21 protein-coding genes and 1 pseudogene are annotated in these 15,730 nt (G+C 37.4%); 18 read left to right on the top strand and 4 right to left on the bottom strand.

The window, feature by feature from the left end:
- Positions 1-86: 86 nt before the first annotated feature.
- The 16 genes from IPI65_17155 to IPI65_17230 all read left to right on the top strand — a co-directional run bounded on the left by IPI65_17155 (position 87) and on the right by IPI65_17230 (position 8,792).
- The gene (locus tag IPI65_17155; GenBank protein ID MBK7443170.1) at positions 87-188 is read left to right on the top strand and encodes a PD40 domain-containing protein; all 102 of its coding nucleotides are present in this window, start codon (positions 87-89) and stop codon (positions 186-188) included.
- Positions 189-218: 30 nt separating this feature from the next.
- Positions 219-326, top strand: a complete 108-nt coding sequence (locus tag IPI65_17160) for a PD40 domain-containing protein (protein MBK7443171.1) — start codon at positions 219-221, stop codon at positions 324-326.
- Positions 327-1,196: 870 nt separating this feature from the next.
- Entirely contained in the window at positions 1,197-1,406 is a 210-nt protein-coding gene (locus IPI65_17165; GenBank protein ID MBK7443172.1) for a hypothetical protein, read from the top strand.
- 1,369 nt (positions 1,407-2,775) lie between these two features.
- Positions 2,776-3,027 carry an NRDE family protein gene (locus tag IPI65_17170; protein ID MBK7443173.1) on the top strand — a complete coding sequence of 84 codons (252 nt, stop codon included), beginning with the start codon at positions 2,776-2,778 and terminating at the stop codon, positions 3,025-3,027.
- Positions 2,921-3,304, top strand: coding sequence for an NRDE family protein (locus tag IPI65_17175; GenBank protein ID MBK7443174.1), 384 nt, complete (start codon positions 2,921-2,923; stop codon positions 3,302-3,304). Before IPI65_17170 ends, IPI65_17175 begins: the two co-directional genes overlap by 107 nt.
- 272 nt (positions 3,305-3,576) lie before the next feature.
- On the top strand, positions 3,577-3,750 hold the full coding sequence (locus IPI65_17180; GenBank protein ID MBK7443175.1) for a hypothetical protein: 174 nt from the start codon (positions 3,577-3,579) through the stop codon (positions 3,748-3,750).
- A 332-nt stretch (positions 3,751-4,082) separates the two neighbouring features.
- Complete coding sequence (locus IPI65_17185) at positions 4,083-4,355, top strand: hypothetical protein (protein ID MBK7443176.1); 273 nt, start codon at positions 4,083-4,085, stop codon at positions 4,353-4,355.
- On the top strand, positions 4,333-4,650 hold the full coding sequence (locus IPI65_17190) for a hypothetical protein (GenBank protein ID MBK7443177.1): 318 nt from the start codon (positions 4,333-4,335) through the stop codon (positions 4,648-4,650). The genes IPI65_17185 and IPI65_17190 overlap by 23 nt, the downstream gene beginning before the upstream one ends.
- A complete protein-coding gene (locus IPI65_17195; GenBank protein MBK7443178.1) occupies positions 4,556-4,765 on the top strand; it encodes a hypothetical protein in 210 nt (69 codons plus the stop codon). Before IPI65_17190 ends, IPI65_17195 begins: the two co-directional genes overlap by 95 nt.
- Positions 4,738-4,935, top strand: coding sequence for a hypothetical protein (locus IPI65_17200; GenBank protein ID MBK7443179.1), 198 nt, complete (start codon positions 4,738-4,740; stop codon positions 4,933-4,935). The genes IPI65_17195 and IPI65_17200 overlap by 28 nt, the downstream gene beginning before the upstream one ends.
- Before the next feature lie 663 nt (positions 4,936-5,598).
- Positions 5,599-5,808 carry a hypothetical protein gene (locus tag IPI65_17205; protein ID MBK7443180.1) on the top strand — a complete coding sequence of 70 codons (210 nt, stop codon included), beginning with the start codon at positions 5,599-5,601 and terminating at the stop codon, positions 5,806-5,808.
- A 146-nt stretch (positions 5,809-5,954) separates the two neighbouring features.
- Positions 5,955-6,557, top strand: coding sequence for a response regulator (locus IPI65_17210; protein ID MBK7443181.1), 603 nt, complete (start codon positions 5,955-5,957; stop codon positions 6,555-6,557).
- Positions 6,532-7,542, top strand: coding sequence for a hypothetical protein (locus IPI65_17215; GenBank protein MBK7443182.1), 1,011 nt, complete (start codon positions 6,532-6,534; stop codon positions 7,540-7,542). The genes IPI65_17210 and IPI65_17215 overlap by 26 nt, the downstream gene beginning before the upstream one ends.
- Positions 7,517-7,894 (top strand): response regulator, encoded by a 378-nt coding sequence (locus IPI65_17220; protein ID MBK7443183.1) that lies wholly within the window; start codon positions 7,517-7,519, stop codon positions 7,892-7,894. The genes IPI65_17215 and IPI65_17220 overlap by 26 nt, the downstream gene beginning before the upstream one ends.
- Before the next feature lie 10 nt (positions 7,895-7,904).
- Complete coding sequence (locus tag IPI65_17225) at positions 7,905-8,261, top strand: Hpt domain-containing protein (GenBank protein MBK7443184.1); 357 nt, start codon at positions 7,905-7,907, stop codon at positions 8,259-8,261.
- An 81-nt stretch (positions 8,262-8,342) separates the two neighbouring features.
- Entirely contained in the window at positions 8,343-8,792 is a 450-nt protein-coding gene (locus IPI65_17230) for a response regulator (GenBank protein ID MBK7443185.1), read from the top strand.
- A gap of 1,417 nt (positions 8,793-10,209) precedes the next feature.
- Here IPI65_17230 and IPI65_17235 read toward each other — a convergent pair.
- The 4 genes from IPI65_17235 to IPI65_17250 all read right to left on the bottom strand — a co-directional run bounded on the left by IPI65_17235 (position 10,210) and on the right by IPI65_17250 (position 13,678).
- Positions 10,210-11,268 carry an IS110 family transposase gene (locus IPI65_17235; protein ID MBK7443186.1) on the bottom strand — a complete coding sequence of 353 codons (1,059 nt, stop codon included), beginning with the start codon at positions 11,266-11,268 and terminating at the stop codon, positions 10,210-10,212.
- 860 nt (positions 11,269-12,128) lie between these two features.
- A complete protein-coding gene (locus IPI65_17240; GenBank protein MBK7443187.1) occupies positions 12,129-12,311 on the bottom strand; it encodes a hypothetical protein in 183 nt (60 codons plus the stop codon).
- Positions 12,312-12,678: 367 nt separating this feature from the next.
- Positions 12,679-12,921 carry a toprim domain-containing protein gene (locus IPI65_17245; protein ID MBK7443188.1) on the bottom strand — a complete coding sequence of 81 codons (243 nt, stop codon included), beginning with the start codon at positions 12,919-12,921 and terminating at the stop codon, positions 12,679-12,681.
- Positions 12,893-13,678: a hypothetical protein gene (locus IPI65_17250; protein ID MBK7443189.1), complete on the bottom strand. Its 786-nt coding sequence runs from the start codon at positions 13,676-13,678 to the stop codon at positions 12,893-12,895. The genes IPI65_17245 and IPI65_17250 overlap by 29 nt, the downstream gene beginning before the upstream one ends.
- A gap of 674 nt (positions 13,679-14,352) precedes the next feature.
- On the opposite strand from IPI65_17250, the gene IPI65_17255 reads away from it, so the two are divergent.
- Together IPI65_17255 and IPI65_17260 are read left to right on the top strand one after the other, a co-directional pair.
- A complete protein-coding gene (locus IPI65_17255) occupies positions 14,353-14,538 on the top strand; it encodes a hypothetical protein (protein ID MBK7443190.1) in 186 nt (61 codons plus the stop codon).
- Positions 14,539-14,734: 196 nt separating this feature from the next.
- Positions 14,735-15,420: pseudogene (locus tag IPI65_17260) on the top strand (zeta toxin family protein).
- The last annotated feature ends 310 nt before the right edge of the window (positions 15,421-15,730 follow it).

The following is a 15,730-nucleotide window of genomic DNA, read 5'->3' on the forward strand; positions in this document are numbered from 1 at the left end:
GGATATGATATTTGGCATGCAAAAATGGGTGATGCTAAATATTGGATGGAGCCGGAAAATTTGGGGAATGTAATTAACACCCTTATTTGGAGCAATGTCCGTTTATTCACCCTGATGGTAAAACATTATATTTTTCGAGTGAAGGCATCCGGTATGGGTTTTCAGGATTTCATTTTCTCGACACGTGATGCGCAGGGCAACTGGTCGAAACCGTGAATTTGGGTTATCCGATAAATACGAAAAACAGGGAAATCAGTTTGTCGGTATCGGCAAATGGAACAACGGCATATTTTTCGAGCGACAGAGATAGGAAATTGGCGATTTAGATATTTATTCGTTTGAATTGCCCTTAGCGTGCAGGCTGAACAGGTTACCTGGGTGAATGCGATCGTTACCGATGCAAAACCAAATTACCATTAAAAGCTAATGCAGTTAATGAATATCGAAACTGCGAAATCATTGTATCAGTTCACTTCCGACTCAAAACCGGTGCATTTTTAATTGTATTACCAAGTGGTAACGACTATGATTATTTGTGCAACGGGAAGATATTTATTTCATTCGGAAACTTTTCTTTGGTAAATGATGCCGGATGAACCTTTTACTATTTAAAGTGGCTTTACAACCTGTAAACCCCGAGAAATATTAACGTTAAAAAATATTTTCGAGAATTAGTGTCTGCTGAAATATTACCCATTTCGGAACCTGAATTAAACAAAGTTGTGGATTTAATGCAGAAAACCGGAATATGAAAATTAAAGTAAATGGACATATGGATAATGTTGGTGCTGATGCAGATAATGTTAAAATTATCGCAAAACAGGTCGGTAGGTGAAAATTATTTGCGTCGAAAGGCATAGATGCAAGCAGAATCACTTATCAGGCTATGGCGAAACAAAACCGATTGATGCTAATACAACAGAAATTCGGCAGAGCAAATAATAGAAGAACAGAGATTGAAATTATAAGTATTTAAGACATTTTAAAAATATTTCGCACGATTTTACATTTATTATTTGTTAATATTTAAATAGAACCCAGATTATTTTCTATTAATTAATTTTACATATAAAAACCTGAAATTATGGTAATTGATGTTTCGAAATCTATTCCGATAATTGACGGACAATCGATTTCAAAAGAGGAATCTGAACAAAATTACTTAAAACCCACAAAAGCCGGTTATTCTTAGAGGTTTGTGGAAGCAGTATTCCGCTTACAAATGGAATTACGATTTTTTAAAAAATCGATGGGCGATATTGAAGTGGGATTATACAGCAAGTTACAAAGCCGACCCAGAAGCAATACGCTTTGAGCCAACTACTAAAATGCGTTTCAGTGAGTATTTAAAACTGATTGAAACAGAACCAACCGATTTTACGATTATTTTTTTTTCCGATTTTTAAATACAAACCGAATTAAAAAGATTTGATTATCCTATCATTGCAAAAAGAGAACAAATTACCATTATGTTTTTGGTCCGCAAATCTGCGACCAGAATGTACCAGGATATTGATATGAGTAATGTGTTTTTTAACGCAGTTTGAAGGCAAAACGGGTGGTATTATTTGCGTCGATCAATCGGATTTATTATATAAATTGCCATTTAACGCACATCACTACAGTTGATATCGACAAACCGGATTACAAAACATATCCGCATTAAAATATGCAAAAGGTTACACAGGTGTGCTGGAATTTGGGTGACACACTATTTATGCCTCTCCGCTACTGGCATCATATTGAATATTTGGAAGGTAGCCAGTTATAGGATTAAGTTCGCACTGTTCGCCAACCCCGGCATTAAAATTACGGTGCTTATAATATTGTTTTGCAACGTAAAATTGATGACGTTTCGTTTTCCTGTTTGGTAAGAAATGGTTTGATTAAAAAATCGATTGCGGCAGAAACGTATCAAAAGGCGATTAGTCGCATACATCAGCATGATGAGCAAAGCGGGGAAATTGCGTTTCAGTAATGACAAATGCGACGCCACTTTACTCATGCATCGATACCAATGGAACAGCCGGTTTGAGTTCGAATTCTGCCATTCGAGCTTACGCAGGGGCTGACCCATGTGTCTGCCCATGGTTGTAACGAATAATGTGCGAATGCACTATGCAATTAACGCAACAATGGAACAGCCGATTTGAGTAACCTGTTCATTCGAGTTCTGCTGGGGCTAACTAATATTAGCCCAAGACGGATTGAAAATAGAACTACAAATTATTACCAAAATTTTCATTCGAGTTATTTGAAGGCAGACCCAAGGGTCTGCTCAATGTGATGTAATGCATAATGTAATTATTAAACGGTCGAAACTGCGAAGACTAAAGGCCGCAAAAAAGCAACACGAAGAATATAATATTTAACCTTAGCGTTTCTTAGAAGCCTTTGTGCCTTTGTGGTTTTGGTCATAATTAACATCAAACCCTTTAAAATGAAACTTATATTCATAATTTAATTTTTAGACAAAATTCTCCGTGCCCTTTGCGTGTATTTTCTTTGTGAACTCGTGGTTAAAAAAATTAATGTGTTGATGTGCTAATTGAACAGCCGTATAACGCACCAATTAAACAGCCGAAACCACAGAGAAAACCCAAAGGAAACAGCCCTGCAGAGACCACAAAGTGAGTAATATTTAATTATTCTTTAAAATGAAAATTTATATTCATAATTTAATTTTTAGACAAAATTCTCCGTGCCTTTGCGGGTTTCTTTGTGCACTTTGGGTTAAAACACATTTACCAAGAATACACCTACATTTACATTCATGTGCTTAATCAACTTCGCATTTCAGCATCACGCCTCCTACCTCTTTATTTTGGTTGGAACAGGGATGAATTTTATAATCAGCGACGCAAGTTGCAGTGGGAAGATGAATTTCCGGAAATTTTGGCAGGCAAAGATTTACAGGAAGGTGGCACATGGATGGGCATTAACAAAACCGACAATTTGCGCGCTCACCAACTACCGCGATTTAAACAATATCAACACCAATGCACCCCTCAAGAGGCCATTTGGTGAGCAATTTTTGAAAGGAAAACTGCATACCGACGAAATGCATCAACTCTTGAAAACCCAGGGCCGACTTTACAACGGATTTAACCTCATTTATGGCGATGTAAGCGCATTATTCTACTATTCCAACGTGACCGACCAGGTTCGGCAACTCTATCCGGCATTTATGGCCTCAGCAATGCCCTGCTTGACACGCCATGGCCGAAAGTGGTCAACAGTAAGGCTGCATTTAAACAACAGCCTGAAGGAGCCCCTGAACCCACTCCTTTTATCGAAATATTAAACAACACCGATACCGCCCCGAGGAAGAATTAATGAAACAGGTGCCTTGGAGCTTGAGAAAAGACCTTCCGCAATGTTTATAACTTCAAACAATTATGGAACGCGGTTAACTACTTTGTAAGCATCAATAATCAGGTGAAGTCACCTATCGTGAAAAGGGTTATGTGCCTGAACATGATGTAACGGTTAACTTTACCATTAAAGCCGGATAAACCATTTTTAATTCAACAATGCAGCGCAAAGCAAGTTTCTATTTTTCGCACTCTTTATTTATTGTGCTGCAACAATTTTTCTTCTGCACAACAATATCATTTAAAAAATTACAGCATCGACGACGGATCAGCAGGAATTTCCGTTACCTGTTTATTGCAGGATAACAGAGGTTATATCTGGATTGGCACCGAAGATGGTGGTATTTCCTGTTCTGATGGAAAAAACATTTGTTAATTATAAACGCGACGGTTATTGCGATAATACCCATTAATTGTTTGTTTGAAGATACAAAAGGCAATATCTTGATCGGCACAAAAATAATGGTGTAACAAAATTTAATGGTTACGAATTTTTCAATACGGCGATGACGTTGTGAAAAATATTGAAAATTTATAATGACAGCAGTGGAAATATTTTAGTATATAGTTTCGAATTTATATAAAATTAGTGGCGACAGTATTATTCCTGCTTCCGATAATTCAACGAATACCGATTAATTAATTTTTTCCGCGCCGGTGGTCCCAAAGCCATAAAATCATTTATCGATAAACAAGGTAAAAAATGGATTGCCACACATACCGGCATTTATACCATCAGAACCATTTGTCGACCTCGAAAATTCAAGCGATTCTATAAAGTTCAATTCTATTCTGAACCCTGAACAGCCTGAAGAGCCCGCCACCAGTATTGCGCAGGACCGGGAAGGCAATATCTGGATTGGGACCGCCTTTAGCGGATTGTATTTATTTTACGACGGTGCATTTTCCAATTTTAATAATATTCCTGCATTAAGAAATAATTATATCACCGCAATAAGTGCAACCCCGAAGCATTATTAATTGGAACGGCAAGCGGACTAAATATGTTGTAGTAGATACCGTTACCAAACAATATTATGAAAAACCATTAAATGTAAATGGATTTATTTCTACCAGTCGCATTAATTGTATTTATAAAATGCAAATGGCAATTGGTATGCAGCAGATGAAAAATAATAATATTATTTATTTCGACGGACGGTATGCGGTAACCACCATGACTGCCCTGGAACCGAATACAAATTACTTCGATAAGCGAAGATGCAGCAGGCAATTTTGCGGTAGCAACAAATGGCGAAGGTATTTATATCGGTAAAAATATTACGTGGCAACATCTCACCGCAAGCGATTCACTCAGTTCGGATAATATTACTTATTTATTTACCGATAAGCAGGGTTTATTATGGATAGCTACAGCCGATGCCGTGTAATGACTTATGATGGACGGAAATTTAATCGCTATACGTATTTTGATAATGGATTAATCAGTAATCATATTACCAGTATTAATGAAGACCAACACGGCAATATCTGGTTTGGCAGTCCCGACGCGGGTTTGTGCAGTTACAACGGCGAAGGATTTTTCATTTTATACCGATAACGATGTGTTATCATCAAACAATATTAATTCTTAGCATTTGATGCAACAGATGGTTTATGGGTGGGATTAAATGACGGATTAGATTATTTAAAATTTAATGCCGATTCCACCATCACCACAAAACATTTTGATGCATTTGACGGATTTCTTTGGTATAAAAAATACCAATAATACCATATTAGTCGACCGGTTGGGCATGTTTATTTGGCACTGTTGATGGTTTATTCAGATATAATCCCTGAGGGAAGATATTATCACCCAAACAAAACCATTAATCGAACTCAGAAATATTCGTTTGTTTTTTGAAACAACCGATTGGGGACCATACAGCGACACCACTGCAGGCTGGTATAATTTACCCGAGTTAATTTTAAAATTACCGCACGACCAAAATCATATTACATTCGATTTCAGTGCTATCTTTTTTTAGTGTGCACGAAAAAAATTACCTATCAGGTTTATCTCGAAGGATTTGAGGATGACTGAAAGATATAGTAAAAGCACATCCATGACCTATTCCAATTTAAAACCCGCACTTATACATTTAGTGTAAAAGCAAAAAATGCAGATGGAATTTGGAGCGATGCGGTAACGTATTCCTTCACCATTAAAAAACCATTTTGGGCAACATTATTATTCCAGATTACAGCTGGTGTTTTAGGTTTGGGATTAATTATTTTAATTAATATCCTCCGCAACCGCAGATTACGCAAGCGCGCAAACCTGCTGGAAGCAACCGTTACACAACGTACTGCTGAATTAGAACAACAAAAAATAAAAGCCGAAACCGCAGCTATCAGGGCTGAAAATTCAGAAAAGGCGAAAGAAGAATTTCTTGCCAATATGAGTCACGAAATTCGCATACACCGATGAATGCGATTATGGGTATGACGCGACTGTTGTTGGAAAAAGAACCGAAAGAAACTCAAAACGTTATTTAAATGCAATTCGTCAATCGTCAGATAATTTATTGTGATTATTAACGATATTCTTGACCTCTCAAAAATACAAGCCGGAAAATGGAATTGGAAAAAATACCATTTCATTTCCGCAATTTATTAAATAATGGTGTGGGTATTGCACAGGATAAACTCGATTCCATTTTTGATAGTTTCTCGCAGGCTGATGTGGCTACCACACGTAAATTTGGCGGAACAGGTCTCGGATTGAGCATCAGCAAAAGGTTGACAGAATTATCAGGTGGTATTTTATCTGTAGAAAGCACCTTAGGCAAAGGTTCTATATTTACTGCTACCATTCCGTTTGAAGTGAGTGAAGCTGCGGTTTCCAAAAATGCCGACGACGAAAATGCAGCAGGCGACACAACTTTACCGATTGGTAAAATTGCAGTCGATAAAATTACAGTTGGCGATTATCATGTTGTGCTGATGGATGTGCAGATGCCGGTGATGGATGGTTATGAAGCAGCGCGCACCATCAGAAAACTGGAAAATAAAAAGAAAAATTCCATTGCCATTGTCGCAATGACCGCATCGGTAATTAAAAGTGAAGTAGATAAATGTTATGAAAGTGGTATGGATGATTTTATTGCCAAACCATTTGAACCAAAAGAATTACGTAATAAGATATTAAAATATGCAACTCCTCAGCAGCTTAATTAATATTCCGCTCATAGTTGATCCGCCATCATGGAAAACATGGTGGATTTACAGTATTTGTATCATTGTGATCGGAATTTTCATTTATTATGTTATCCGCAAACGCATTAGTGATGCAGCCGTTGACCAGCGTATTTTGCGTGAAAAGGTCCGCGAAAAAACACGCGAGCTCGAATCGGAAAAAGAACGTGCTGAATATTCTGAAAAAGTGAAGGAACAATTTCTGGCCAATATGAGTCACGAAATTCGTACACCAATGAATGCCATTTTAGGTATGACACGTTTGCTCTTGGAAAAAGAACCACGCACCGACCAGTTAAAATATCTCAACAGCATAAAACATGCATCCGATAATTTACTGGTAATTATTAATGATATTCTCGACCTTTCAAAAATTGAAGCCGGAAAAATAAATCTCGAAAGTATTCCTTTCGACATTCGCAATGAAATTAAATCGGTTTTCGAAACCATGAAAGTGAATGCGGATGATAAAAACCTCGAATTAAAAACCGATATCGAAAATAGCATCCCCAAAACAATTATCGGCGACCCATATCGTTTGAGTCAGATATTATTAAACCTGACCGGCAATGCGATAAAATTCACCGAAAAAGGTAGTGTCACTATAAAAACCACTGCTGCTATGCAGGGCGAAAAAGTATTGCTCACCTTTAGCGTAATTGATACAGGAATTGGCATTGCAAAAGATAAACTCGATTACATTTTCGACATGTTTACCCAGGAAACCAGCAGCACCACACGCAAATTTGGTGGCACAGGTTTGGGATTGGCGATTTGTAAAAAATTGATAGAATTACAAGGTGGAGCAATATCTGTGGATAGCGAAGCTGGAAAAGGTTCGGTATTTAGTTTTACGCTGCCATTTGCTATCGGAAAAGATGTGGTGGATGAAAATCCGAAAGCAGAACATAAGCAACAAGTAGTGGCAAAAATGAAAAAATTTGCGCATTTTGTTGGCAGAGGATAATGAGTTTAATCAGATGGTAGCTGTTGACACATTAGAGAGTGCAATTGAAGGTGCACAAGTTACCGTAGCGGCGAATGGAAAAATTGCTGTGGATATGCTAAAGAATAATACCTTTGACATTGTGTTGATGGATATTCAAATGCCGGAAATGGATGGGCACGAAGCCACAAAAACAATTCGCAGCAGCAGCGACCCGCGTATAAATTCAATGCCAATAATTGCGATGACAGCAAGTGTAATCAAAGCAGAAGTAGATAAATGTTTTGAAAGCGGTATGAATGAATTTGTCGGCAAACCATTTTCTGTTGATGAGTTATTAGAAAAAATGAGTAAAATAATCGTAAGATCATAAACGTTTAACAATGGATAATTATAAAAGAATTAATCTGGAATTCCTGGAAAGTTTTACTGAAAAAAATAATGCCAAAATGACGAAATATATTAATATGTTTCTCGCTTTGGCTCCTGTGAGTATTAATACCATGAAAACACAACATGAATGTGGCGACTGGAATAATCTCAGAACCACTGCCCATTCATTAAAACCACAATTGGCCTATATGGGTATCGAATCGTTGAAGGAGCCCATCCTGCGTATTGAGGAATATGCCGGTGAATCGAAGAATCCGGAGGCGATAGCCATGCTGATACAACTGGTGGAAGCGGGCTGTAATGAGGCTTTCGAGGAATTAAGAAGTGTAATTGAAAAAATAGCTTAATATTGCATATCAAAACCCAATTCAATAACGTATGAACAAAGAAGTAGTTTTATAGTTGATGACGAGCCAATGCATGCTCAAATGATGGAAGACCACCTCAGGTCGAAATATCCAAATTTTGAAATTTATAAATTCAGCACCGGTGAAGAGTGTAACGACAATATGGATAAACATCCAACTATTGTTGTGTTAGATTATCACTTAGATGCTGTAAATAAAAGTGCAAGAAGTGGTCTCGAAACATTAATTCATTTAAAAAAGAAATATGATCATGTTGATGTAATTATGATTTCCGGACAAGATAAAATTGATGTTGCTGTTGAGTGTGTTCGCGAAGGTGCTTTCGATTATGTAGTAAAAGGTCCTTCAGCATTTGTGCGCACCGAACAGGCTTTCGAAAAATTATTCAAACATCGTCAGGTAATTCACGAATTAGCAAAATACAAAAAATTAAACCGCACCCTAACCTGGAGCATCATCGGCATCATCGCCCTCGCCGCCATTTTCTGGGCCACCGGTTTCATCGGATAAATAAAATTAATTCCAAACCAAATCCGCTCTAATCCAGCGGATTTTTTGTGTATATTTTAGTAACACAAAAAACACAAAACAAAACCCACAAAAAAAAGAAAAGAAACAAAGAAAAAAAAATAAAAAGCCCCCGCAGCACTCCAAATCCCATCTATACAAAAAAGTAATCAGTCCGCCGCTAGCGGCATCCGTCCACACACACCCAAAAAAAATCAGTTAAAATCTGCAAAAATCAGCGACCCGCTTGCCGGGTTCAGCGTTCCCAAAAAAATCCGTCCCATATCCGTTCAACCCGTTCAATCCGTGTTCCTTTAACACGACCCGCTTGTCTATTTTAATTTATCGTAACAATTCGTAAATCCGGTATGTAAGGGCGGATTCAATTCGCCCCTACATACCGACTTTACTCACATTTATCTTTAAATATGAACTATATCCCATCAAAATCATTACAAATTGCACCCTACAAAAAATCAGCGTCCCGCTATCGGGCATCTACCAAACACATCCAATAAAAAATCAGTTTAAATCCGCCGAAATCAGCGACCCGCTTGCCGGGTTCAGCGTTCCTATTCCACGTCATCCCCAAAAAAAATCCCTCCCCTATCCGTTCAACCCGTTCAATCCGTGTTCCTTTTCAGCTCAACCCCAAAATCACAATTCCGTTATTTAACCACAGAGTCCACGGAGCAACAGCCCACAGAGTGCTCGGAGAATTTTGATTAAAAATTAAAATTGCAATCTAAATATTACATTTAATCCTTACATCAAATAAGCCTCCCCACAGCGCACCAAATCCCATATCTACCAAAAAGTAATCAGTCCGCCGCTAGCGGCATCCGTCCACACACATCCAAAAAAAAATCAGTTAAAATCTGCAAAAATCAGCGACCCGCTTGCCGGGTTCAGCGCCTGCCTGCCGGTAGGCAGGTTCCCAATTAAAATCCGTCCAGTATCCGTTCAACCCGTTCAATCCGTGTTCCCCTATTGCCACCCGCTTGTCTATTTTAATTTATCGTAACAATTCGTAAATCCGGTATGTAAGGGCGGATTCAATTCGCCCCTACATACCGGCTTTACTCACATTTATCTTTAAATATGAACTATATCCCATCAAAATCATTACAAATTGCACCCTACAAAAAATCAGCGTCCCGCTAACGGGCATCCACCAAACACATCCAATAAAAAATCAGTTTAAATCTACAAAAATCAGCGACCCGCTTGCCGGGTTCAGCGTTCCCAAAAAAAATCCGTCCAGTATCCGTTCAACCCGTCCAATCCGTGTTCCTTTTCACCTCAACCCCAAAATCACAATTCCGTTATTTAACCACAGAGTCCACGGAGCAACAGCCCACAGAGATTCTATGTTAAAATCCTAATTTTTTAGTAAATTTGTTTTATAAACAGAACGGCTTTAAGCTAGTTCGTGAAGAGCTGCATCTTGATGTGGCTCTTCTTGCTTTGCTTTATGATAATCCGGATCAAAGAACTGGTCCTTTTTCCATAATACATATATTAGCACTAATATTTTACGTTGCACTGCAACTGCTCCTTTCATTTTTAATCCTGTTTTAGATATTATTCTGGTATATAAATTTTTTGATGGTTCATAATGATTAATTGATGTAAAGGCCGGGAAGTATAAACATTTTCGTAAATATTTATTTCCTCTTTTTGATATTCGCGTTTTACCTCTCACCGATGTCCCTGATTGCTTCTCTATCACATCTAGCCCTGCATAACTGACTAATTGACTTTTATTTCTAATGAGATTAAATCCATTTGTTTCTGCCACAACAATAGCTGCGGTAATCATTCCAACTCCTTTTATACTGCACAACTTTTTCATTTTTTCTTTTAAAAAAGGGTTAGCGTTGATTAGATCCTTAATCTCTGTTTCAATTTCTTTAATTTGCTTATTCAGTATTTTCACCACCTGTTCGATTCTTTTAATGCTACCACTGTTTGGCCATGCACCACTTTTTTCAGCGTGAAGTTGGTTTTTCTTCATTGTTCGCTCAAGCAGTAATTGGTCGCGTTCCCGCGTCAACTGGCGGATTTGGTTAAACACTTCTTGAGGAGGTGACCATGGGTCTACATTCTTTTCCAGTCCAAACAACGCAATGATTTTAGCACATTCTTTATCATTCACTGTCTTTACTTTAAGCGTGCCGGCAAATGCTTTCACTTTATTGGGCAATAACACAGCTACTTTATTTTTACTTTCAAATAAAAATAATGCAGCCCGTTCATGATAAACACCTGTAGCCTCCATTAAAAACACCACCTCGCAATCCGTATTCATTAGTTTTTTGCTCCACAATAATAATTTTTTTAGTCCTGCAGCATTGTTCGTAAATTTTGAATTAGAAAGGATTACTTCATCAAATGAAGCATGCATAATACCAAAACTACAGTCCAGGTGATCCTTGGAACAATCAATACCGACGCTTTGTCTGATTCTTTTTTCCATTGATTTAAGGTTTAATAAATGAATAATAATTAATAAGGGAAGTTCTTCCTTAGTCTTGTCTCGTGGATTTATCCAAAGTCATTCGTTATACAAATGCTCTTAAATTCTATTCAGACTTAATGAAGAAGCGAAAAGAATGAGGATAGTTCTCTGTGTGTGCATACCTTAAGGTTGCTTGGGCGCAGATCATCTCTCATCCTTTTCCCTTATTTTTCTACTAAAATCTTAAAATTTCAATTAATTTCCTTAAAAAAGTAAACATACGAGTGCTCAAAGAAACAGCCAACAGAGAAAACACAGAGGAATTTATCGAATAGAATTTAATTTTATATTTAATGAACAACCATAGAGATTAATTCGAATATACCAACTAATTCTCCGTGAACTCTGTGTGTATTTTCTCGGTGCACTTTGTGGTTTCGGCTGTTTAATTAACAACCTGTCCGGTACACTCAATATCAAATCCAACAACTCCGAATAAAAATCACTCTCAAATTCGGCTGTTCCAGTAGCACATCAGCACATTAGCATATTAGCACATTAATTTTCGGCTGTTTAATCAGCACATCAGCACATTAGCATATTAGCACATCAATTCACCACAGGCAACACAGTAGGTCCCGGTATCCTTCGCAAGTTTAATGAATAATCACCTGCAACTGCATGCTCTCTTTCATGCACAAATTTATTTCACTCTTTGAATCCTCATCGTTTTTGTTCAAATTCAAGCATGAGATATTGAACATCATAGTTCATTTGATTATTTTTTTAACTTCAAAGTGATATTGTTTTTATGATATCCTTCTTTACTAAAAACTGTTTATCCGTAATTGGCATCATGCATTTATCCCAATTGTGACTTAATTCATATGGAATTGTAAAATATCAATAGCCAATTTTTTTATTTCTTCATTTTCATGGTGTGTGAAATAAACTTGGGGTAGAAATTCATTGTGTTCGTAATATTCGTAATACTCATCAATTATTTTTTTATATAATTGATTATCAATTGAAACATCATTTAAATTTCGTAGAATACTCAAGATTGCATTTTGTTCATCAACAAAGTAACTACTACTTTCCAACAATAAACGTACGATATCGCGTTCTGATTGGTCATCGAAATGGAATTTAAATATTGGTTGTTCCTTCGCAATTGGTGTAATTTCGGAATGTTCAACAGAAGCTTTATCGTTGTTTGATAATTTATCAAAAGCCCCTTTACGTAATATTTTATTAGTTTCAGAAATTAATAATTGTTCCTCAACATTTAAATTGCGTGCAGTTTGTTTTAAATAAAGACTACGTGTAATGCCATCCGGAATTTTGCTATACTCTGAACAATATCTTTAATAATTCCCGCAACTTTAACAGGATCACCTTTTGCATCTTCAAGATATAAATCCGTTTTTAAATGGATAAGATCTTTTTATTATCCTCAATATATTTTCTAAATCCGTCGGCACCTAATTTTTGCACGTAAGTATCCGGGTCATCTTCAGCGGGCAATAAAACCACCTTTACATTCATGCCCTCTTCCAATGCAATTTCCAATCCGCGCAGGGCAGCTTTTACACCGGCGCTATCACCATCATATAAAATCGTTAAATTCGGAGTGTATCGTTTAATCAACCGCACCTGATCCTGCGTCAACGAAGTTCCGATGAAGCAACAACATTTCAATCCCGCTTTGCGATAACGAAATCACATCCATATAACCCTCCACCAGGTAACATTCCTCGCGTTGTGTTATTGCTTTGCGCGCCTGAAAAATGCCGAAAACAATTTTACTTTTTAGGTAAATATCCGTCTCCGGCGAGTTGATATATTTCGGAATTTTTTTATCCGCACTCAACGTCCTCACACTAAAACCAAGCACCTTTCCTGTGATGCTATGGATAGGAAACATCACCCTGCCGCGGAAAAAATCTTTTCCGTATTGCGAAGTCAGCCCAAGTTGTTGCAGTAATTCCAATTTATAGCCCGTGTTGGTAGCAATGCGTGTAAACGTTTCACCATCGCCCGGACAATAACCCAATTTAAATTTTTCTATCGTATCACTGCGCAAACCCCGTTCCGTGAAATAGCTCAGGCCGATACTTTTGCCTTCCTCATCGTTGTGCAGATATTCATTAAAATACGTTTGCGCGAAACCGTTAATAATCAATAAACTTTCCCTGCGATTTTCCTCCTGAATTTCCTCATTTGTGCGCTGCTTTTCCTCAACCTCGATATGATATTTATTCGCCAGGTAAATCAGCGCCTCGCGGTAACTGAGTTGCTCATGCTCCATCACAAACCCCACCGAATTACCACTTTTTCCGCACCCAAAACACTTATAAATCCCCTTGGGCACCGAAACCGTAAACGAAGGCGTCTTCTCATTATGGAAAGGGCATTTCCCAATCAAATTCACCCCTCTCCGCTTCAAATTCACAAAATCCCCACCACCTCCTCAATCCTGGAAGCATCATAATCCGCCCAATCGTTTCCTTCGAAATCACCCCCCCAAAGTTAACAGATTTACCCCATTGCACCACTTCATCGCCCAAAATGCACTTTTGTGTCCTATTCGTCATAATATTTTGGAGCATCAACATCCGCTCCGATTGAACATCCTTACCGGCTCTACATTCCAACTCCTCTCCCGCAGAACCGGGATGCGGGGTTTCCATTTCGATCCGGGCTAGCTAAAATTGCCCATAGCCCTGAAGTGAACAGGTTTGGGATATGTCAAATGGCATGTTGCATAAAAGGACTATGCAATCAAATTGTGAAAGGAAAGGGCATAACTTGTTCTACTTCAGGGTCCTCGTCGCCTCCACTGCGTTGCAGCTCCTGCGGGAACTTATCATTGCAGCCCGGCTAGAGGACATGCCTAGCCATGAAAATGAACAAGTTTAGTCCAGAATTTGGCTTTCCAAATAAACTTAATAAATCCACTTCAAATTGCACATGCGCGAAGTTAATTGCTTGTTCTACTTCACGGGTTGGTCACCATTAGGTGCAACCATTGGCCTTGGTTTTTCGTATTAATTAGGAATTGTGGATTGAATATTTTCAATAGCACGCTAATTTTGTATTTTGAAAAACACGGAAGTTATGAACGCCTTGGAAAAACGTTTAAAACGTAACATAAGACTAGTAGGTTATGGAAAACGTAGAAATGAAGCATTAAGAAAATCATTTTTAAATTCTAATGAAGATGCATTGCTTTTAGATTCTGCAAGAAGCGCATCTTCAAAAGCAATTAGAAGTTCAAAGCGTTAGGTATTACTATTAAGGTGATTCGTGGAAATAAAATTATTGTGATTAGCCCAGATGATTCTGAAAAAGTAATGGAGAGTTATTCCCCAACGAAAATCGACGTTTCTTCACTAAGAAAGGGAATGATTTTAGAACGCAAATAACATGTCAAATTCAAGATTAGGTATTTGCCGGGCCAAATGGATCAGGTAAAAAGTACATTGTTTGACGCCTTTTCAAAAAATATAATACCGGAATTTTCTAAATGCTGATGTGATTGAAAATGAGCTAAAAACAAGAGGTTTTATCGACCTCAGTGAATTTGGTTTAAACCTTAAACAAAGTGATTTTGATGAATTTATAACAACTGAAAGGGCTGAATCCTTAATAAATAAGGCAGTTGACGAAAATCATAAAATTAATATTTCCCTCAAAGAAAACATTTTAGTAGATGAAGGCATTGTCACTCATAGTTATGAAGGAGCGCTTATCAGCTTATTTTTAAGGCATCATTTGCAGGAAAAAAATATTGATTTTTGTTTTGAAACGGTGATGAGCCATCCATCAAAAATAGATGAAATAAAGGAGGCAAAATTAAAAGGGTATAAAACTTATCTATATTTTATTTGCACTGATGATCCTGAAGTTAATATATCTCGGGTAGAAAATAGAGTTGAAAAAGGAGGACATAATGTTGCTCAGGATAAAATTTCAACTCGTTATTACAATACGCTTAAAAATCTGTTTAACATGGTTGAAGTGGTCGATAAATGCTATTTTTTTGACAATTCCGGCGAAGAGATTAAATTAATTGCAAAAATATCTGAAAATAAACTTTCCCTCGAAGTAGAACCCTCAGAACTGCCAAATTGGTTCGTTGAAAATGTCCTTAAATATTATATTTAAATATTAACCATGACTGAGTTTGCGATTATTCAATCACTTAAACATCCATACCCCGCTATAATTTAACAACTACCCAAAATAAACAGTTTATACTCATTGCACCACTTCACCGCAAAAATGAACTTTTGTTTCCACCAAGTTATAATATTTTGAAGCATCAACATCCCGCTCCGATTGAACTTCCTTGCCGGCTCTACACTCCAACAAACACCACATTTTAATTAATACTCCAATCCGGCTGTTCCATTGGTATCGGTACATTATTACATTGGTACATTAGTTTGTTTCCGTTGCGATCCGGGCTAGTATA

The organism is Bacteroidota bacterium (genome assembly GCA_016706255.1).
GTDB lineage: Bacteria > Bacteroidota > Bacteroidia > Chitinophagales > BACL12 > UBA7236.